Source organism: Streptomyces griseiscabiei (assembly GCF_020010925.1).
In the GTDB taxonomy this organism is placed as follows: Bacteria; Actinomycetota; Actinomycetes; order Streptomycetales; family Streptomycetaceae; genus Streptomyces; species Streptomyces griseiscabiei.
The window spans coordinates 80,787-100,625 of the sequence record NZ_JAGJBZ010000001.1 but is presented as its reverse complement, the minus strand read 5'-3'; the positions used below and the strand labels follow the sequence as shown (position 1 = coordinate 100,625).

The window sequence follows — 19,839 nt, the reverse complement described above, 5'->3', positions numbered from 1 at the left end:
ACCCGTCGCCGGAGTCGCCCGGGGGGCGGCGGACGGCCCGGTTCAGGCGGTGCCGCTGGTCAGCCGTGCCAGCCCGGTCCGTGTCGCCCGCTCCAGTTCGCGGGCCGCGTCCACGTCACCGGCGTACCGCAGCTCCGCCGCGTGGACGGACGCCGAGCGCAGGGTGTCGAGGTGCGACTCGCCCAGCAGGCGCCGCCGGCGCCGGTAGGTGTCCTCGATGAGCTGGGCGGCCCGCTCCCCCTCGCCCGTGCGGCGCAGACTCACCGCCAGCCAGTGGGCGTAGCGCAGGGTGTCGGGGTGGTCCGGGCCCAGGACGCTCAGGGCCCGGCCGTGCGCGTCCCTGAGCAGTGCGAGCGCCGCCGTGTGGTCCCCGCCGGCGCCGAGGGCGCGGGCGTGGCTGTAGGCGGACTGCGCCACATCGGGATGATGCGGGCCGAGGACCGCTCGGCGCCGCCGGTGGGTGTCCTCATGCAGGTTCCTGGCCTCTTCGGATTCCCCCGTGTCCTTGAGGCCGACGGCGAGACCGTGGGCCGCCCGGAGGGTCTCGGGGTGGTCGTTGCCGAGCAGGCGTACCAGTGCCGTGTACGCGCGGCGATGGGTGTCCCGGGCCTCGACCAGGTGCCCGGTGCCCCGCAGGACCAGAGCCAGGTTGTGCAACGAGAGGAGGGTGTCGCGATGGTCCGCCCCGAGCAGCTCGGTGCGGTGGTCCACCACCTCGCGCTGCAGCCGCAGTACCTCGCGGCCGTCGTCGCTGTACAGCCCCGTGGTGTGGGAGACGAGACTGATGAGGTCGGCCGCGAGGTTGTGCTCGGCGGTGAGGGTCTCGGCGTTCCGGGCGCCCGACCGGCGGATGTGGTGGTCCAGCACACGCCGGTCCAGCTCCACCGCCGTACGGTGGTCGCCGAGTTGTACATGGGCACGGGCCAGGTGCTCCGTCGCGGACAGCGTGAGGTCGACGTCGGCCCCGTACTCGGTGCTCCAGCGTTCGATCGCGGCCCGGACGAGGTCCCGCGCGGTGCGGGCGTCGCCGCTCACGGTGAGGAAGTGGACCATGCGCAGGAACATCCGATGGCAGGCGGCCTCCGGGGCGGCGGGGAGGTCGAGTTCGAGGACGTGCGGCAGCAGCGCACCGTACGTCCGCCAGGTGCCGGGGTCGCGGGGATCACCCGGATCGGTGGCCGACAGCATGCGTCGCGCCCATGAACGGTCCATGGCCACCTCGGGTGTCCATTCCTCACGGACGAGTCTGCGGAACAGCTGATGCATGTGGAGGTCACCGCGGTCGACCCGTACCAGGCCGACCTGGGACGCGGTTTTCACCAGGTCGGAGAGCAGGCCGGGCGTCCGGTCGACGGCGCCGCGCAGGGCGGGGGGAAGCAGCGCGGCTGTTTCGTCGAGGAGCGAGAAGGGCAGTGCGGCGGTCGCGAAACACGCGATCAGCCGGACGAGACGAGCCGCGTCGGGTTCCTGTTCCTCCAGCCGTTCGACGGCGATCCGTACGACGGCGGCCAGGGACGCCGGGTAGACGTCCTCGTCGAGCCCGCGGGCCAGGGTGCTCCCGGCGTGCTTCTCGATGAGCGCGAGGTATCGCTCCGCGCTCATCGGAGAGCCCTCCAGCTGCTGTGCGGCCTGGTCCACGGCGAGGGGCAGATCGCCCAGCGCGGCGGCGACCCGGTCGGCGTCGTGCGCGGACAGCTGCCCGGCCCGTCGGGTGAGCAGGAGGGTGGACTGCGCGCGGTCGAAGTCACCGAGCGGATGCTGGGGCCCGAGCTGGGACCACAGGGGGTTGCGTGACGTGATCAGTACGGTGAAGCGCGAGCCGGGGCGCGGGAGGTGACGGCGGACGGCGGCGGGCCGGTCGGCGTCGTCGAGCACGACGAGCCAGCTGCCCATCCGGCCCAGGGCCGCCATGACGGCGTCGGTCCCGGCGGCGGCGTCGGTCTCGACGCCGCAGAGCCGCGCCAGGTCGGACACCACCTGGGACAGCAGTTCCTCGCGTCGGGCGGGCAGCCAGGCGACGAAGTCGTACGCGCCGCCGTGCCGGTCCAGGTACTCCAGAGCCAGCTGGGACTTGCCGGTACCGGGTGGCCCGGTGATGATCACCGGCTGTTCCCGCTGGGCGAGGAGCCGGTCGACGGCGTCCAGTTCCCGCTCGCGGGGCACGTGGTAGGCGAGGGGGGCCGTGGGGCGCGCGGTCCGCCAGAACACCACGGGCGGGGCAGGCGTCGTGGCGCCGGACCGGGCGTCCCGGGCAGCGGCGGCACGGGGGTCGGCCGGGCGCGCCGGAGCGGCGGTCCGTTCGCCCTGGAGGGCGAGATACGCCTCGGCCGCGCGCGCGGCCAGTTCGAAGAACCACCAACGGTCCTCCGGGCGGAGCCAGGCTCGCCCGGTGAAGACCAGGGCGCAGGCGAGGTGGGCCAGCAGCCGGTGGCTCCGCCATTCCGCGTACAGTCCGCGGCCGTTGTGCTCGGCCCAGCCCTTCTCCGCCTCGTGGATCGACCGGATCACCTCGCGCAGGCCGCCGCGCACCTGTTGCCCCGGATGCCGGTCGGGGTCGATGAGATACCGGGCGAGGTCGGTGCGGACCTCGGGAGCCCGCTCCGAGGCCAGCCGCGAGGCCACGATCGAGAGAACGAAGTGGGCGGGGTCGCACACCAGGGGCGCGTCCTCGCCGAACCTCGACAGATCGATGAACCGGTGGGCGTCCGCCTCGTGTGCGGAGCGATGACGGCACACCACGTTGCCCGGATGCAGATCGCCGTGTCCCAGACCCGCCAGCAGCGCCAGGTTCTCGTCGCCGGCCGTACGGGGCCCGGTCACCAGGGCGAAGGGATTGGGGAAGGGCCGTGTCTCACCGGGCAGCGAGAGGGACCGGCGCGGTCTCTCCAGCAGCCCGGGGTCGTGACGTGCCCAGGTGTGAAGGGTTCCGCCCTTCTCGATACGGGGCCCGAGGAGCTGGGAGAGGATCTCGGAGGCCGTCCCCCGGCGAAAGCTGAGGGTCCGGGGCGTGTTCCACTCGTTCAGGACCGACTCGACGACCTGCCCGCAGAGCGCGGCGATCGTGGGCGCGCCCACGGTTCCGGCCTCCATGAGCGCCGCCAGCGACCGGTAGTCGGTCAGACTGCCGCCCGCGATCTCCTGGAACATGATCCAGCCGTTGCCGTCGAGGGGCTGGGGCGGATAGTCGGGCAACTGCCGTGCGAGTCGGCGCTCGACGAAGTAGGGCGTCGACAACCTCTCGGCGCAGGCGTGCCGTTGGGGCTCGCGGACCGTGGCGGCGCGCGGTGGCAGCACCTTGACGACGAGCTTGCGGGCATCGGTGAGCCGCCCCTGGGCGAGGCGCTGCGCGTAGACCGCGAACACCTGGGCGCCGGAGTTCCCCGCGTCCTCCCAGCCCGCGTAGGACAGCACCGTTCCGGTCCGGGCCAGCCACTCCTCCAGCGTGCGGCGGGCGTGGGGGTCCCGTACCCGCCGCGGCACATCCCCGTGGTCCGGCCCGGGTGGTGCGCCGGGGTCCTCAGCCACTGCCGGGCGGGCGCGTCACGGCGTCGGTCTCGGGGTCCTCCCGCATGGCACTTCCGGCATCGTCACCGGGCAGACCCCGGTAGGGAGTCCATCCCGTCCCGTCGAAGACCTCCACCTCGCCCTCGACCCCGAATCTCACCTCCCCGGTCTCCGGTTCGGGTTCGTCCTCGTGCACCGCGCCGCCCATCGACCGCCCTTCCGCCGTGTGCCCCCTCGCGCTCCGGCCGGGGGCCGTTCCAAACTAGCGGCGCCGTCCCCTTCGCACGCCCGTAGCACCGGTATTCACCCCATCCGTGGATCAGGAGATGTGCGGGGTGGCCGCGTCGATGAACTCCTCCACCGCGACCCGGGTCCTGGAGCCGATGTCCCTGAGCTCCTCCACGTCGTTCGCCTCGTCGATACGCGTCGCGAGGGTCATGGCCGTCTTGCCGAGCTCCACCAGGCCGCGTTCGCCCGCCGCGACCAGACGGACGCGGTACAGCGCGTACCACGCCTGGGCCCTGCGCTGATGGGACTCGTACCGGGCCTCTTCGTAGGCAGGGCTGTCGAGTCCGTCCTGGCGATGGCGCCAGCGCTGGTACTGCGACGACCTGAACTCCATGACCGTACGGGCGAATTCGGCGTAGGCCGTGATCCTCTCCTGCCGCAGCCGCTCGGCGGCGGCGATCGTCTCGCTCCGGTCGGCACGTCTGTTCTGCTGCCGGTTTGTTACGACGACACCGAGCAGTGTTCCCACCACCGCTATCAGCGCCGCCAGCATGCTCTCCACAAGGGGCAAGTGAACCAACCGGGCGCCCCCTTGATCAAGAGTCACGCGAGCCCTGACCGAGATCGCCGAACCGTCGAGGCAGGTTCGGCCGCGACGAGCGGCCACCTCCCCGGAGATCCCGTCGCGCGGCCGACATGTCTGCTTCAGTGGATCCCCTGTCGCGATTGGGTCGTATGTGGGTCGCGTGCGGCGAACTCGCCCCGGCGCGAGGACAAGGAGGCACGATGCTCGCCGATCCATCGGCGTTGGCGGCGGGAAGGCGTCATTCGGTCGGACGGCGCCGGGACGGAACCGTCCTCGCCGTGGGCCGCGCCGCGGCCGAGGAATGCCGGGTCGACGGCTGGGCGGAGGTCGTCTCCGTGGCGGTCGGCAACGTCCATACGGCGAGGAACACGGGCCGGTCCCACACGGTGGGGCTCCGGTCGGACGGCACGGTGCTGGCGACGGGGTGGAACGGCGACGGGCAGTGCGCTGTCGCCGGATGGCGTGGAGTCACAGCCGTGGCCGCGGGCTGGCGCCGCACCCTCGGGCTGCTCGGCGACGGCCGCGTGCTGGCCGTCGGCCGGAACGCGGAAGGGCAGTGCGACGTACGGTCCTGGCGCGAGGTGGTCGCCCTCTCGTGCGGTGACTGGCACTCGGTCGGCGTCCGGTCGGACGGTTCCGCACTGGCCGCGGGCAACGACCGACGACGTCAGTGCGCCGTCGAGGGCTGGCGGGACCTGACCGCGATCGCCGCCGGTTACGTCCACACCGTCGGCCTCAGGGCCGACGGGCGGGCGGTGGCGACCGGCGACCGGACGACCGGGGCGTGCGAGGTCGACGGGTGGGAAGAGGTGGTGGCGCTCGACGCGGGCAGCTATCACACGGTCGGGGTCACCGCTTCCGGGCGCGTCCTCGCCGTGGGGGACAACGGTCACGGACAGTGCGAGGTCGGCGACTGGCGCGGCATCATCGCCGTGGCGGCCGGTTCGACGCACACCCTCGGTCTGCGCGCGGACGGGACAGTCGTGTCCACGGGAAACGACGCCGACGGCCGGTGCGCCGTGGACGACTGGTCGGGGGTCGGGTTTTCCTAGAATCCGCGCGGACAGGTGTTGCCACGTCGGCCGCATGACCGCCCCTGTGGTGTGGGGGTTGCGCCTTCGGCTCGCGGCTGCGACGACGCGGCGGCTTGCCCTGCGATCACCCATCGGGCGCTCGTCCCGCCCGGCCTCGTTCCAGCGGGGGATCCCGGGGTGGAATCTCAGGACGACCGGGTCCCGACCGGGTCGCTCCAGGACACCATCGTGACTCCCACGAACGGCAGCAGCCGGTCAGCTTCCTGTTCCAGGGCTGCCCGATCGGTTACGCGGAGCGGTCGGAACGGGGTGAGCCGCAGCGTCCCGGCGTCGAGGGACCAGGTTCCGTGCACTCGGCCGTCCACCAGGAAGGTGGGCCGTACTCGTGCCTGGCCGGGCATCACACGCTTTCGGTCCTCGTCGCTGATGACGCGGGTCCGATCGGCGTGGCCGAGCAGGACGTTGTCGAAGGCGGGCAGCAGCCGCACCGGGGCGGGGGTCTCGGGGTCGGGCAGCTCCGCGTCGGCCAGATCGAGCAGATCCCTGCCGTCGGGGCCGCCGTAGCGGCGCAGTTCGGTGCGCATCTCCGCGACGACCTCGGTCAGGCGGGTCAGTCCGCTCCAGGCCTGGACGTCCTTCACTCCGGCCGGGCCGAAGGCGGCCAGATAGCGGCGGATCAGCTCCTTCGCCGAATCCTTGGCGGCAGTCGGCGTCGCCGCCGTGGCCATCGGCTGGCCCAGCCGGACCTCGGCGGGCGTGACCAGGACCGCCGACCGGTTGCCCCAGGAGCCCCATGCGCCGGTGGCCGCGTCATGGACGAGGGGGGTGCGCAGTTCCACCTCCCCGGCCAGAATCCGCCCGTCGCGTCCCGGATGGCGTTCGGCCAGCCGCCGGGCCAGCTCCTTGCGCGACAGGGTCCCTCCCGCGAGCAGGTCGAGTCCCTCGGCGACCAAGGACGCCGCGTCCAAGCCGGTGCTGTTCCGGGTGAAGTGGGGCGAGCCGGCCGTGCGGTCGAGCACGGGCTGCAGCAACGGCCGCAGCCGACGGAAGTCGTCGGCCGTGGCGAGGTGCTGGGTACTGCGCAGCAGACCGGAGCGGACCACCTGCCCGTCCTCCAGCAGTGCGGTGAGCTCGGACTGCGTGAAGGCGCGGATCCTGCTCCACAGCCCGACATAGGGCCAGTTGGGCTCCTGTGCCTGCAGTGCGACCAGTCGCCCGATCACCTCCAGCGGGGTGCGATCGGTGCGGGCCAGCAGGAACTGGCGGTCCATCAACGCCCGGTTCAGGGCTCGGAGGGAGAGTGTGGTCACGACAGCCGCACCGAGACATTGCCCTGGTAGGAACCCTGCAGCAGGGAGAGGAACGCCTGCGGCACGTCCTCGATCCCGCCCTCGACGACGGTCTGCGGGTAGACGAAGCGGCCCTCGCCCAGCCAGCGGCCGAAATGCTCACGCCAGGCCGCGATCTGATCGGGCGTGTGGTGGCAGGAGAACGGCAGCAGCTCCACACCCCTGGCCTCGGCCGCCGCGCGGTCGGGCCGCGGAAAGCGCTGCGCCGCGCCGCCGAGCTGACTGGACAGCGAGCCGCACAGCGCGAAGCGCGCTCCGGGCCGGGCCGCCCGCAGTGCGGCCCGGTACTGCTCGCCGCCCACCACGTCGAAGAACACCGAGATGCCCTCGGGCGCGAGCTCCCCGAGCCGGTCGGCCGCAGAGCCGTCGTGGTAGTCGAAGGCGGCGTCGTAACCGAGTTCGTTCACCAAGTAGTCGACCTTCGCCGGGCTCCCGGCGCTGCCGATCACCCGCGCCGCGCCGAGGCACTTGGCGATCTGCCCGGCCAGCGAGCCGACACCGCCCGCCGCGCCGGAGACGAAGACCACGTCGCCTTCGCCGACGGCCGCGACCTCGGCCATCCCGTAGTAGGCGGTCGGGCCCTGGGCTAGGTGGTAGCCGGGGTCGGCGAAAAGCTCGCGGTCGAGCCTGACGTACGAGCCGGCCGGGCCGGCCGAGTACTCGCTCCAGCCGGTCATCGACTGGACCAGGTCGCCGACCTCGAGTTCGGGACTGTCGGACCGGACCACGGTGCCGATGGCGGCCACCCCTACCCGCTGCCCCTGCTGCCAGGCCGGGACCGGGATCGTGCAGTCGGCCCGCATCAGCTCCAGGTAGGTCGCGGCGAGCCCGAGCCGGTCGGTGCGTACCAGGACTTCACCGTCCACCTCGGTCTCGGCGACGGTGAAATGTTCGAGCGCGGGGGCGCCGGTGACCTGGGCGGTCAGCTGGATCTCACGGGTGATCATGGTTCTGTCCCTTGCCTCGGGTGTGGCCGTCGAGATCGACTCTAGGGAGGCTTCCGGTCACTTTCTGACCGGAAGTCGAGGCACGATGGCGCCATGGCGAACACCAGCTCACGGACTCTCAGACTGCTCGCGCTGCTGCAGACCCACCGGCACTGGTCCGGCGTGGAACTGGCCGACCGGCTCGGGGTCTCCGAGCGGACGCTGCGCCGCGATGTCGAGCGGCTGCGCGAGCTCGGCTACCCGGTCGGCGCGGCCCGGGGCACCGACGGCGGCTACCAGCTCGCGCCCGGCGCCGTCCTGCCGCCGCTGTTGCTGGACGACGAGGAGGCGGTGGCCCTCGCGGTGGGCATCGGTGACGCGGCGCAGAGCGGGATCGCGGGGTTGGAGGAGGCGTCGCTGCGCGCACTCACCAAGGTGGTGCGGGCCCTGCCGCCCCGGCTGCGGGCCAGGGTGGACGCCCTGCGGGCGATGACCCTCTCCGCCGGCGGGTCCGGGCCGGTCGTCGCGGCGGGGGTCCTCACCGCGGTCGCCCAGGCCTGCCGGGACGAGGAGCGGCTGCGGTTCGGCTACACGGCCAGGGGTTCCGCACCCACCGAGCGCGAGGTCGAGCCGCACCGCGTCGTCGCACTCGGTGGACGCTGGTACCTGGTGGCCTACGACCTGGGGCGGCACGACTGGCGTAGTTTCCGCCTCGACCGGCTGACCGAGCCGACGGCGACCGGTACGCGCTTCCGGCCGCGCCCGCTCCCGGCCGAGGACGCCGTGTCCTTCGTCCAGGAAGCGAGCGGGGCCCAGGCTCCGTACACGGTCGAGGTCCTTGTGCACGCGCCCTCCTCGCGGGTGCGGCGCGTGGTCGGCAGCTGGGGCACGGTCGAGCCACTCGCCCAGGACAGCTGCAGGCTCACCATGACCTCGGCCTCCCTCGACTGGCCGACCCAGGCACTGGGCAATGTGGGCGCCGAGTTCGAGGTCCTGGGGCCGCCGGAGTTCGCCGCGCACGTCCAGGGGTGGGGCGCCCGCTTCATCCGGGCCACCCGCGTACGCGCATGACCTTCCGCGCCGTGGCACTGCGACGGTGGCGCGACGTTCGTGTCTCGACTCTCGGTGCCGTGCCGTAGGCGCCCCGGGCCGGCGCCGTATGAGACCCGTCAAAGGTGGGGGCGCCCGCGTCAGGGACTCGTCAACGGTCGGTCGATCTCGTCCGGGGGCGAGGTTTCCTCTAGGTGTCCGCGTCTCTCCCGAACACCTTCCAGGAGTTTGCGATGGCCGATCTGGCCTTCGTCGTCACCACGATCGCGCTGTTCGCGCTGGTGGCTCTCGTCGCCAAGGGGGTGACAAAGCTGTGACCGCCGAGAACATCGTCGGCCTCGTCGTGGCCGTCTCCCTGCTGGGCTATCTCGTCCTCGCCCTGATCTTCCCGGAGAGGTTCTGAGACAGAGATGGGTCCCGTACTCGCGGGCGTCCTCCAGTTGCTGGCCCTCATGGGCGCACTGGCTCTCGCCTACATCCCCCTCGGCACCTACATGGCCAAGGTCTACTCCTCCGACCACCACTGGCGGGTCGAGAAGTGGATCTACAAGGGCATCGGCGCCAACCCCGACACCGAGATGCGCTGGCCCGCGTACCTGCGCGGCGTCCTCGCCTTCTCGGCCGTCGGTGTCCTCTTCCTCTACCTGATGCAGCGGCTCCAGGGAGTGCTGCCCGGCTCGCTGGGCTTCGCCTCCATCGACCCGGACCAGGCGTTCAACACCGCCGTCTCCTTCGTCACCAACACCAACTGGCAGTCGTACTACGGCGAACAGGCCATGGGCCACGTCGTGCAGACCGCCGGTCTCGCCGTGCAGAACTTCGTGTCGGCGGCGGTCGGCATCGCGGTGGCCGTGGCGCTGGTGCGCGGGTTCGCCCGGGCCCGTACCGGTGAGCTGGGCAACTTCTGGTCGGACCTGGTGCGCGGTGTGGTCCGGATCCTGCTGCCGGGCGCGTTCGTCGCGGCGGTCGTGCTGGTGGCGTGCGGCGTCATCCAGAACTTCTCCGGCATCCACGAGGTCGGCCAGTTCTTCGACGGGCACGGCATGGCCGGCTCGCAGCAGTGGAACGGCGGCGCGGTCGCCTCGCAGGAGGCCATCAAGGAGCTGGGGACCAACGGCGGTGGCTACTTCAACGCCAACTCCGCCCACCCGTTCGAGAACCCGACGCCCTTCACCAACCTGTTCGAGATCTTCCTGATCCTGGTCATCCCGTTCGCCCTGACCCGCACCTTCGGGATCATGGTCGGCTCGGTCAGGCAGGGCTACGCGATCCTCGCCACCATGGCCACCATCTGGCTCGGCTTCACCGCCCTGATGATGTGGACGGAGTTCGCCCACCACGGCCCGGCGCTGCAGATCGCGGGCGGGGCGTACGAGGGCAAGGAGGTCCGCTTCGGCGTCGGCTCCTCGTCGATCTTCGCGGTGGCGACCACGCTCACCTCGACCGGCGCGGTGGACTCCTTCCACTCCTCCTTCACCGGTCTCGGCGGCGGCATCACCATGCTCGGCATGATGCTGGGCGAGATCGCCCCCGGCGGCACCGGCTCGGGCCTCTACGGCATGCTGGTCATGGCGGTCATCGCGGTGTTCATCGCCGGACTGATGGTCGGCCGCACCCCCGAGTACCTGGGCAAGAAGATCGGTACCCGCGAGATCAAGCTGGCCGCCTGCTACATCCTCGTCACCCCGGCCCTGGTGCTCGTCCTGGCCGCCGCCGCGATGGCCCTGCCCACCCCGGCTAACTCGATGACCAACAGCGGCGCGCACGGCTTCTCCGAGATCCTCTACGCCTACACGTCCGCGGCCAACAACAACGGCTCGGCCTTCGCCGGGCTCAACGCCGACACCCAGTGGTTCAACAGCACGCTCGGCGTCGCCATGCTGCTCGGCCGCTTCCTGCCCATGATCTTCGTCCTCGCGCTGGCCGGCTCACTCGCCGAGCAGAAGCCGGTGCCGGTGACAGCGGGCACCCTGCGCACCGAGAAGCCGCTGTTCACCGGGTTGTTGGTGGGCGCGATCCTGATCATCACCGGTCTGACGTACTTCCCCGCCCTCGCGCTGGGGCCGCTGGCCGAGGGGCTGGCGTCATGACCACCCGTACCGAAAGCGAAGAGATGTCCACAGCCACTGCGACCCGGGCGCCGCACAGCGACGTACCGACCGGGCACAAGTCCCCCGAGGGCCGGGTCGGCGCGGGCCTGTTCGACCCCAGGCAGCTGGTGAAGTCGCTGCCGGACGCCTTCCGCAAGCTCGATCCCCGGGTGATGGTCAAGTCGCCTGTGATGTTCGTGGTGTGGATCGGGTCCGTGCTGACCACGGTCTTCTCCTTCAAGGACCCGACCGACTGGTTCGGCTGGACGATCAGTGTCTGGCTGTGGCTGACCGTCGTCTTCGCGAACCTGGCGGAGGCGGTCGCCGAGGGCCGGGGCAAGGCGCAGGCCGACACCCTGCGCAAGGCCAAGACGGACACGGTGGCCCGCCGGGTCGTGGAGGACGGCGAGGAACTGGTCCCCGGCACCGAACTGCGCATCGGCGACCTGGTGGTCTGCGAGGCCGGCGACATCATCCCCGGCGACGGTGACGTGGTCGAGGGCGTCGCCTCGGTCGACGAGTCCGCCATCACCGGTGAGTCCGCGCCCGTCATCCGGGAGTCCGGCGGCGACCGTTCCGCCGTCACCGGCGGCACGAAGGTCCTCTCCGACCGGATCGTCATCAAGATCACGACGAAGCCGGGCGAGACCTTCATCGACCGGATGATCAACCTGGTCGAGGGCGCGGCCCGGCAGAAGACCCCCAACGAGATCGCGCTCAACATCCTCCTCGCCTCGCTGACGATCGTCTTCCTGCTGGCGGTGGCGACCCTGCCCCCGTTCGCGGACTACGCGGGCACGCACCTGACGATGGTCGTCCTGGTGGCGCTGCTGGTCTGCCTCATCCCGACGACGATCGGCGCCCTGCTCTCCGCGATCGGCATCGCGGGCATGGACCGCCTGGTCCAGCGCAACGTCCTCGCGATGTCCGGCCGCGCGGTCGAGGCCGCCGGTGACGTCTCCACCCTGCTGCTCGACAAGACCGGCACCATCACCCTCGGCAACCGCCGGGCCGCCGAGTTCGTCACCGTGGGCGGGGTGACGGGGGCCGAACTCGCCGACGCCGCGCAGCTGTCGTCACTGGCCGACGAGACCCCGGAGGGCCGTTCCGTCGTCGTCCTGGCGAAGGAGAAGTACGGGCTGCGCGAGCGGAGCCAGGGCGAACTCGCGGGAGCCGATTGGATCGAGTTCACCGCGCAGACCCGGATGTCGGGAGTGGACGTCGACGGGCGCAAGGTCCGCAAGGGCGCGGCCGGGTCGGTCGCCAGGTGGGTCCAGGAGCGTGGCGGCACGGTCGCCGAGGACGCGGACACGGCCGCCAACCGGATCTCCGAGGCGGGCGGCACCCCGCTGCTCGTAGCGGTCGAAGACGCCCAAGGCGCCCGGGTGTTGGGTGTCATCCACCTCAAGGACGTCGTCAAGGACGGCATGCGCGAGCGGTTCGAGGAACTGCGGCGCATGGGCATCAAGACGGTCATGATCACGGGCGACAACCCGCTGACCGCGAAGGCGATCGCCGAGGAGGCGGGCGTCGACGACTTCCTCGCCGAGGCCACCCCCGAGGACAAGATGGCCCTCATCAAGCGCGAACAGGCGGGCGGCAAGCTCGTCGCGATGACCGGCGACGGCACCAACGACGCGCCGGCCCTCGCCCAGGCGGACGTCGGCGTCGCGATGAACACGGGCACGTCGGCCGCCAAGGAGGCCGGCAACATGGTCGACCTCGACTCCAACCCCACCAAGCTCATCGAGATCGTCGAGATCGGCAAGCAACTCCTCATCACCCGGGGCGCGTTGACGACGTTCTCCATCGCCAACGACGTCGCGAAATACTTCGCGATCATCCCCGCCCTGTTCGCCGCCGTCCACCCGGGCCTGGACAAGCTCAACATCATGGGCCTGTCCTCACCCGACTCCGCGATCCTCTCCGCCGTCATCTTCAACGCGCTGATCATCATCGCGCTGGTCCCGCTCTCCCTGAAGGGCGTGCGGTACCGCCCGGTCAGCGCGGACAAGCTGCTCCGCCGCAATCTGACCGTCTACGGCCTCGGCGGCCTGATCGCCCCCTTCGTCGGCATCAAGCTCATCGACCTGCTCATCTCCCTCATCCCCGGGATCGGCTGAACGCCATGAACAACTCCGTAGCGAACACGGGCCGGTTGCTGTGGGCCGGGCTGCGCGCCCTGCTGGTGCTGACGCTGCTCACGGGCGTCCTCTACCCGCTCGCCGTCACCGGTGTCGGCCAGGCACTGTTCCACGACAGCGCGAACGGCTCGGAGATCGAGGCGGACGGCAGGGTCGTCGGTTCCTCCCTCATCGGCCAGGCGTACAACCTGCCGTTGAAGAAGGGCCAGGAGACCCCGGAACCGGACCTCAAGTGGTTCCAGGGCCGCCCGCAGAACGGCCTCGGCACCAACACCGTCAACACCCGGTACAAACTGATCCTCTCCGGCGCGACCAACCGGTCCGCCGACAACAAGGAGCTGATCGACTGGGTGACCGCCGCCAAGGCCGCCGTGGTGAAGGACAACTCCGTGCCCGGCCACACCGTCGAGCCGTCCCAGGTCCCCGCCGACGCGGTCACCTCCTCCGGCTCCGGCCTTGACCCGGACATCTCCCCGGCCTACGCCGACCTCCAGGTCCACCGGGTGGCCGAGAAGAACGGCCTGCCCGTCGCCCAGGTCCAGAATCTCGTCGACGCCCACACCGACGGCCGCACCCTCGGCTTCATCGGCGAGCCCCGCGTGAACGTCCTCGAACTCAACATCGCGCTCAAGAACCTCACGGCCAAGAACTGACGACGGCCCGCGCTCCCCAGGAAGCCGGCGGCCCGGACACCCGATCCGCCGGCTCCCGCGGTCTCATGCCGTGGGTACGCCCCCGACGTACGACAGGAAGCCGCACGTCGATGACAGGGGTGCACGTATCTCCTACAAGCCTTCGCCAGGCCCGTGTGCGACCGGGGCTCCTTCGAGCGGCAGGTGGCCGCGGGCGCAGTAGTACTCGGACTCCAGCCACTCGTCCATGACGAAGAGCGGGCGCGACAGCAGCACGTCCCCGATCTGCTGGACCCGCAGAAGCAGCCCCAGATCAGTGAGGGCAAGGGACTCGTCGGGGGTGTAGGCCAGGCAGTGGCCGTGATCGGCGGCGTGGTCCAGGAGGTACTGGTACGCCTCCTCGGGATCACGACCGGCCAAGGCGAAGTCCGTCAGGAAGACCTGCGGGCCTGCGACGGCGTCCATCGCCACGCATGCCAGCCTGCCCTCGCCGTAGAAGACCTGCACTCCGTCGGCGAAGTCTTCCTGCGCGTACGGGCCGCCCACCTTCTGGTGCGGTCCGGAGGCCTGGAGGGCCTCCGCGACCTCGGCCCGACTCATCCCGAACCGCAGCGGCCCGACACCGAGCCCGGGCAGCAGTTCCCAACGCTCCCGTTCACCAGCCATCGTCACGATCCCCGCCCCCTCATATGAACAGCCGCTTGCCGCACGGCCCTTCTCGGCCCAGGGTGTCACCGCGGCACCTCGCTGCTTCGGCCGGCCGTGACGGCGGTGCGGAGGGGAAACGCGACGAGCAGCGCGACCGCGACGAGGAGTCCGCTCGCCCAGAGCGGCCCGAGTGTTCCGGCGTCCGTGCTGAGGGCGGCTGCGGCGATGACGGGGCCGACGGCGGCGCCCACGTTGAGTGCCGCGGTCGCGTACGAGCCGGCCAGGGTGGGGGCGCTTGCCGCCTCGTAGAGAACCCGAGTGATCAGGGTGCTGCCCAGCGCGAACGACAGCACGCCCTGCACGAACACGAGGACGAAGAGGGCGACCGGCTCGTCGGACAGCATCGCCAGGGCCGGCCAGCCGATGAGCAGCAGTGGACCGCCGACCGCGATGACCGGACCGGGACGCCGGTCGGACAGGCGGCCGGCGACGGTGACGCCCACGAAGGAACCGATGCCGAAGAGCACCAACGCGACAGAGATCCACAACTCGCCCAGCCCGGCACTGTCGGTCACCACGGGGGCGAGGAACGTGAGACTTCCGAAGGTGGCCCCGTTCACCAACGCGCCGAGCAGCATCACCAGACCCAACCGAGGCCGTGTGAGTTGAGCGAGCTCCGCTCGCAACGCCGGCCTGCCGGTCGTCGCATCCTCGTCACGTCCTGCGGGGATTCCCTTGAGGACGCCGAGAGCGGCCGGCAGGCAGAGAACGGCGACAGCCCAGAAGGCGGCCCGCCAGCCGAACACTGTGCCGAGCACCGACCCACCAGGGACACCGGCGATCGTGGCCACCGTCGTGCCCGACAGCAGCACGGCCAGCGCGCGTCCCTTCCTGTCGGGCGGGACCAGCGCGGCGGCAGCCGTGAGAGCGACGGCGAGGAACCCCGCGTTCGCGAGCGCGGCGACGATCCGGGTCGCGAACAGGACGGGGAAACTTGTGGTGACGGCGCCCACGGCGTGAGCCGTCGCGAACACGAGGACGAACCCGAGAAGGCCGGAGCGCTTGGGCCAGTCACGGGCGAGCGCGGCCACCAAAGGGGCCCCGACGATCATGCCGATCGCGAAGGCCGAGGTGAGGACGCCCGCTGTCCCGACGGTGACGTCAAGATCCGAGGCGATGTCCGGCAGGAGACCGGCGAGCATGAACTCCGAGGTGCCCATGGCGAAGACCGCCACGGCAAGCAGGTACAGCGGGAGAGGCATCGAGTGGCTCCGAGGTGAGGAGAGGCACGAGAGGGTCATCTCGTCACCGCGGCCAGCCCCGACCGCCCTACTCGTTCCACCACGGAAAGCGGTGCGACGCAGGGCTACGAGCTCAGTGGTTCAGGGGGCTGACGGCGTGACCGAAAGCCCCCACCTCGTCCGACTCAGGACTCGACATGGCCCGCACGCTACCCGACCGGTATCCGTCGAAGCACCTTGGTTTCACTGCCATCCGGTGTCGGCCGGAGGGATGGGGTGTCCTCAGCGAGGGCCCGGCGGGACGAGCGCGGCCACCGGGAGTCCGGGACGCGCGAGAATCGGCGCAGCGCGGAACGAACCGTCTGTGTAAACCCCTCCGCCCCCTGAAGACCGGCCTGTGGCACGGCACGGGACATGACGTCGCCCGGCCGGCTCTCCGGCCGGAATCCCGCGTTCTCCGCGTCCTCGACCCCGGTCCACATGCGAGGCCGAGGGGATTGGGGTCATTCTCGAAGGAGGGGCTTCGTACGAGACGGAGGCCGCAGCCATGGAACCAGTCGTCACCGTGGGCCTGGACGGCTCACCCGCGAGCCTCACCGCAGCCCGTTGGGCCGCCGTGGAGGCTGAGAAACGCAAGCTCACCCTGCGGCTGCTGCACGCGTGGCCCCTGCTGGCACCGGAGCCGGCCCGCGCCCCTTCCGAGGTCGACCAGAACTACTGGGCGAAGCGCCTGGTCCACACCGCGCAGGCGGAGCTGAGCGCACGCCACCCGGGACTGTCCGTCGTCGGCAGCCTGGTCGCCGACGACGCCCAGGAGGCTCTGCTCCGGGCCGCCGCCGAGTCCGAGGTGCTGGTGCTGGGTTCGAGGGGGCTGGGGTCCGCCGAGAGCTACTTCATGGGTGACGTCAGCATGCAGGTCGTGGCGCGGGCCGGGCGGCCCGTGGTCCTGGTCCGTCTGGAACAGGCCAGGGAGCCGTCGGCCCCCGCCCCGACCGAGAGGGTCGTCGTGGCGCCGGCACCGCACGGCTCCGCCGACGAACTGCTCGACTTCGCGTTCCACAGCGCCGCCGCCCGGGACGTTCCCCTGCTCGCCGTCCAGGGGCGCAGCGTGCCGTTCCACGCGCGCATGCCCTGGGGGGTGGACCACGGAGTCACCGAGGAGCTGACGCGGGAGGCGCGGGAGGAACTGGACAGGGCGCTGAAGCCCTGGCGCGAGAAGTACCCGCAGGTGGAGGTGGACGAGGACATCCGTCTCACGAGCCCGGCGAAGGCCGCCGTGCACGCGGCCGAGGGTGCCGCGCTGCTGGTCGTCGGACGGCGCGTGCACCGGCACGGTGCGACGCACCACCTGGATCACGTCGCCCACGCGGCCATCCACCACGGACGCTGCCCCGTCGCCGTCGTCCCGCACGACTGAGTCCCGTACTCCCGGGAGAGCGGGACGGAGATTCCCCCCATGTGCTGTACAGCTTGCTGTACGGTCGTGGGTATGTCGAAATCAGTGACGATCAGAGTCCCCGAGGATCTCCACGCCCAGTTGCAGGAGCGTGCCGAGACCGAGGGCACCACGGTGACCGCGCTCATCACCGAGGCCGCGCGCAACGCGGTCCGCGATCCCCGGCTCGAAGGCGCCGCAGACGTCTTCCGCCAGTACGTCACCGCGAACGCGGACGCGTTCGACGCGGCGTTCCCCGAGGACGCCCCCGCCCGTCTGGACGCCGCCGAGGCTCCGGGGCGGGCGGCCTGAGGTGGAGCTCCACATCGACATCCGGTGGCTGCTGGAGCGCCAGGCGGAGGTGCTGCCCAAGCACCCCGAGGTCCACGACTTCTCCAACCTCGTGGCCGCCGTCGCCCGGCACCGCGTCAACACCCCGCGGGTCGGCGCCAGGGTCGACAACGCCTGGCGCGCCGCCGCGCTGCTGCACGCCGTGATCCGGCTGCGCCCGCTTCCCGCCCGGAACGCCCTGTACGGCGCCGCGATCGTCGTCGCGTACATGGACGCCGTGGGCGAGGCGGTCGACCCGCCGTACGGTGCGCTGATCGACCTCGCCCGGGACATCGACACCGGGCGGGCCGACGGGTACGACGCCGCCGACCGCATCCGCTCCTGGCGGCTCTGACCACCTCGGCGGATACGGTCGAGAGGGTCTGGACCGATACCGGGATGTCAGGCCGCGACGAGTTCCTGCTCGCGGTCCGGCGTCCTGGTCTTGGGCTTCCTGTTCGGCAGGGAGAGCCGGAAGACCTTGCGCCACGCGGAGAACACCTGCTTGGGCAGCGGTCCGGTGACGTACTCCAGCTCGTACTTCTCGAACAGCGCGCGTACCTTCACCGCGACCTCGGCGTACCGGTTGCTCGGCAGGTCCGGGAAGAGGTGGTGCTCGATCTGGTGCGAGAGGTTGCCGGACATGAAGTGCATGGCCTTGCTGCCGCTGATGTTCGCCGAACCCATCATCTGGCGCAGGTACCACTGGCCGCGCGTCTCGCCCTTGATCGACCGGCGCTCGAAGACCTGCACACCCTCGGGGAAGTGCCCGCACATGATCACCGAGTGGGTCCAGAGGTTGCGGACCAGGTTCGCGGTGAACGTCGCGGCGAGCGTGGTGAGGAACGACGGGCCCGACAGCAGCGGGTGGATCACGTAGTCCTTGAGCACCTGCTTGCGGATCTTGCGGCCCACGGCCCTGGCCCGCGCGCGGAACTCCGGGTTGTTGCGCCGGCGCTTGTGCAGGTTCTTGCCGAGTTCCAGGTCGTACGCCGCGATGCCGTACTCGAAGAAGCAGGCGTTGATGAAGTTCCACACCGGCTGGCCGAGGTGGAACGGATGCCACCTCTGGTCCTCGTCGACGCGCATGATGCCGTAGCCGAGGTCGTTGTCCTTGCCGATCACATTGGTGTACGTGTGGTGCAGCTCGTTGTGCGAGTGCTTCCACTGGTCGGCCGGCGAGACGTGATCCCATTCCCAGGTGGTGGAGTGGATCTTCGGGTCCCGCATCCAGTCCCACTGGCCGTGCAGGATGTTGTGGCCGATCTCCATGTTGTCCATGATCTTCGCCACGGACAGGCCGGCGGTGCCGATGATCCACGCGGGCGGGAAGAACGAGAACAGCAGCACGCCCCGGCTGACCAGCTCCAGCTTGCGCTGCGCCGAGATGACCTTGCGGATGTAGGCGGCGTCCTTCTCGCCGCGGTCGGCGATCACCTCGTCGCGGATGGCGTCCAGCTCGCGGCCGAGCTCCTCGATCTGCTCCGCGGTCAGGTGGGCGGTGGGGTCGATGGCGGTCAAGGTGCTCCTACCGTTCGATGTCGCAGGGGCCCGCCGCGGCGGACACGCAGGTCTGGATGAGGACGCCCGGCTCGGCCTCGGTGATCTCGCCGGTACGCAGGTCGCGGACGGCGCCCGCCTTGAGCGGCGTGACGCAGCCGAAGCAGATGCCCATGCGGCACCCGGACGGCATGAGGACGCCCGCCTCCTCGCCGACGTCCAGCAACGGCGTGGCGCCGTCCGCGTCGACGGTCTTGCCGGTGGTGCTGAACGTGACCTCGCCGCCGTCACCGGTGGCGACGATGGTGGGGCGGAAGCGTTCGGTGTGCAGGCGTTCCGGGACGCCGTGCTCGCTCCAGTGCTTCTCGGCGGCGTCGAGCAGGCCCGCGGGCCCGCAGGCCCAGGTCTCGCGCTCGGCCCAGTCGGGCACGAGTTCGTCGAGACGGGAGATGTCGAGCACGCCGTCCGTGTCGGTGTGCAGCTCGGTGAGACGCAGCTTCTCGGCCGCGACCAGGCCGTGCAGATCGTCGCGGAAGATCACGTCCTGCGGCCGAGGCGCGGAGTGGACCATGACGACGTCGTCGAACTCGGTGTCGCGCAGCATGCCCATCACGGGCGTGATGCCGCTGCCGGCCGTCAGGTAGAGCACCTTGGCGGGCTTGGCCCGCGGCAGTACGAAGTCACCGGTCGCCTGGTCGAGCTGGATCAGCGTGCCCGGTTTCGCCCTGCGGACCAGGTGGTTGCTGACCTTGCCGTCCGGGATCGCCTTCACGGTGATCGTGACGCGGCCGTCCGGACGGTTCGTCGGTGAGGTGAGCGAGTAGGCACGCCACAGGCGCACCCCGTCGACCTCGACCCCGATCCGCACGTACTGACCGGCCGTGTGGCCGCGCCAGCCCCGTCCCGGTCTGATCACGATGGTCGCGGCGTCAGCCGTCTCGGGGTGCACGGCCTCGATGCGCCCGCGCAGGTCGGCGCCCGCGCGCAGCGGGCTGACCAGGTCGAGGTAGTCCGACGGCAGCAGTGGCGTCGTGACCATCTCCAGCATTTTCCACGCCCTGCTGCGGAGGGCTGCACTCGTCATGACTCCAGCTTGATGCGCCTCAGGGCGTAAAGTCCTGTCCGTAAGACGTGAATCTGGT

Annotated in this window: 19 protein-coding genes; 10 read left to right on the top strand and 9 right to left on the bottom strand. The window is 70.9% G+C overall.

Annotated features, from left to right (window positions below; translation table 11 throughout):
• Positions 1-42: 42 nt before the first annotated feature.
• The 3 genes from fxsT to J8M51_RS00440 form a co-directional block, all read right to left on the bottom strand.
• Positions 43-3,525 (bottom strand): FxSxx-COOH system tetratricopeptide repeat protein, encoded by a 3,483-nt coding sequence (gene fxsT / locus J8M51_RS00450; RefSeq protein WP_267298882.1) that lies wholly within the window; start codon positions 3,523-3,525, stop codon positions 43-45.
• Positions 3,518-3,712, bottom strand: a complete 195-nt coding sequence (locus J8M51_RS00445) for a hypothetical protein (RefSeq protein WP_086755282.1) — start codon at positions 3,710-3,712, stop codon at positions 3,518-3,520. The genes fxsT and J8M51_RS00445 overlap by 8 nt, the downstream gene beginning before the upstream one ends.
• Positions 3,713-3,823: 111 nt before the next feature.
• Complete coding sequence (locus tag J8M51_RS00440; RefSeq protein ID WP_267298881.1) at positions 3,824-4,312, bottom strand: hypothetical protein; 489 nt, start codon at positions 4,310-4,312, stop codon at positions 3,824-3,826.
• Between the two features lie 206 nt (positions 4,313-4,518).
• Here J8M51_RS00440 and J8M51_RS00435 point away from each other — a divergent pair, with 206 nt between their 5' ends.
• Complete coding sequence (locus J8M51_RS00435) at positions 4,519-5,370, top strand: RCC1 domain-containing protein (protein WP_086755284.1); 852 nt, start codon at positions 4,519-4,521, stop codon at positions 5,368-5,370.
• Positions 5,371-5,537: 167 nt separating this feature from the next.
• Here the strand turns inward: J8M51_RS00435 and J8M51_RS00430 are convergent, their stop codons facing one another.
• Entirely contained in the window at positions 5,538-6,662 is a 1,125-nt protein-coding gene (locus tag J8M51_RS00430; protein ID WP_086755285.1) for a winged helix DNA-binding domain-containing protein, read from the bottom strand.
• Positions 6,659-7,648, bottom strand: coding sequence for an MDR family NADP-dependent oxidoreductase (locus tag J8M51_RS00425; RefSeq protein WP_086755286.1), 990 nt, complete (start codon positions 7,646-7,648; stop codon positions 6,659-6,661). Before J8M51_RS00425 ends, J8M51_RS00430 begins: the two co-directional genes overlap by 4 nt.
• A gap of 93 nt (positions 7,649-7,741) precedes the next feature.
• Here J8M51_RS00425 and J8M51_RS00420 point away from each other — a divergent pair, with 93 nt between their 5' ends.
• The 6 genes from J8M51_RS00420 (at position 7,742) to J8M51_RS00395 (ending at position 13,564) form a co-directional block, all read left to right on the top strand.
• Positions 7,742-8,698 carry a helix-turn-helix transcriptional regulator gene (locus J8M51_RS00420; protein ID WP_086755287.1) on the top strand — a complete coding sequence of 319 codons (957 nt, stop codon included), beginning with the start codon at positions 7,742-7,744 and terminating at the stop codon, positions 8,696-8,698.
• Positions 8,699-8,871: 173 nt separating this feature from the next.
• Entirely contained in the window at positions 8,872-8,994 is a 123-nt protein-coding gene (locus tag J8M51_RS00415) for a hypothetical protein (protein WP_256964436.1), read from the top strand.
• The gene (gene kdpF / locus J8M51_RS00410) at positions 8,991-9,080 is read left to right on the top strand and encodes a K(+)-transporting ATPase subunit F (RefSeq protein WP_037722934.1); all 90 of its coding nucleotides are present in this window, start codon (positions 8,991-8,993) and stop codon (positions 9,078-9,080) included. Before J8M51_RS00415 ends, kdpF begins: the two co-directional genes overlap by 4 nt.
• 7 nt (positions 9,081-9,087) lie before the next feature.
• Positions 9,088-10,767, top strand: a complete 1,680-nt coding sequence (gene kdpA / locus J8M51_RS00405) for a potassium-transporting ATPase subunit KdpA (RefSeq protein ID WP_086755288.1) — start codon at positions 9,088-9,090, stop codon at positions 10,765-10,767.
• Between the two features lie 23 nt (positions 10,768-10,790).
• A complete protein-coding gene (gene kdpB / locus J8M51_RS00400; protein WP_086755319.1) occupies positions 10,791-12,890 on the top strand; it encodes a potassium-transporting ATPase subunit KdpB in 2,100 nt (699 codons plus the stop codon).
• A gap of 5 nt (positions 12,891-12,895) precedes the next feature.
• Positions 12,896-13,564: a potassium-transporting ATPase subunit C gene (locus J8M51_RS00395; RefSeq protein WP_086755289.1), complete on the top strand. Its 669-nt coding sequence runs from the start codon at positions 12,896-12,898 to the stop codon at positions 13,562-13,564.
• A gap of 132 nt (positions 13,565-13,696) precedes the next feature.
• On the opposite strand, the gene J8M51_RS00390 is transcribed toward J8M51_RS00395, so the two are convergent.
• Positions 13,697-14,209 carry a hypothetical protein gene (locus tag J8M51_RS00390; RefSeq protein WP_086755290.1) on the bottom strand — a complete coding sequence of 171 codons (513 nt, stop codon included), beginning with the start codon at positions 14,207-14,209 and terminating at the stop codon, positions 13,697-13,699.
• Between the two features lie 65 nt (positions 14,210-14,274).
• A complete protein-coding gene (locus J8M51_RS00385; RefSeq protein WP_086755291.1) occupies positions 14,275-15,453 on the bottom strand; it encodes a Cmx/CmrA family chloramphenicol efflux MFS transporter in 1,179 nt (392 codons plus the stop codon).
• Positions 15,454-15,979: 526 nt separating this feature from the next.
• Between J8M51_RS00385 and J8M51_RS00380 the strand changes: the two genes are divergently transcribed.
• The 3 genes from J8M51_RS00380 to J8M51_RS00370 all read left to right on the top strand — a co-directional run bounded on the left by J8M51_RS00380 (position 15,980) and on the right by J8M51_RS00370 (position 17,552).
• Positions 15,980-16,849, top strand: coding sequence for a universal stress protein (locus J8M51_RS00380; RefSeq protein WP_086755292.1), 870 nt, complete (start codon positions 15,980-15,982; stop codon positions 16,847-16,849).
• Between the two features lie 72 nt (positions 16,850-16,921).
• Positions 16,922-17,179: a YlcI/YnfO family protein gene (locus J8M51_RS00375; RefSeq protein WP_086755293.1), complete on the top strand. Its 258-nt coding sequence runs from the start codon at positions 16,922-16,924 to the stop codon at positions 17,177-17,179.
• 1 nt (position 17,180) lies between these two features.
• Positions 17,181-17,552, top strand: coding sequence for a toxin Doc (locus tag J8M51_RS00370; RefSeq protein ID WP_086755294.1), 372 nt, complete (start codon positions 17,181-17,183; stop codon positions 17,550-17,552).
• Between the two features lie 47 nt (positions 17,553-17,599).
• On the opposite strand, the gene J8M51_RS00365 is transcribed toward J8M51_RS00370, so the two are convergent.
• Complete coding sequence (locus J8M51_RS00365; protein WP_086755295.1) at positions 17,600-18,718, bottom strand: fatty acid desaturase family protein; 1,119 nt, start codon at positions 18,716-18,718, stop codon at positions 17,600-17,602.
• Between the two features lie 7 nt (positions 18,719-18,725).
• Positions 18,726-19,781: a ferredoxin reductase gene (locus J8M51_RS00360; RefSeq protein WP_086755296.1), complete on the bottom strand. Its 1,056-nt coding sequence runs from the start codon at positions 19,779-19,781 to the stop codon at positions 18,726-18,728.
• Between the last annotated feature and the right edge of the window lie 58 nt (positions 19,782-19,839).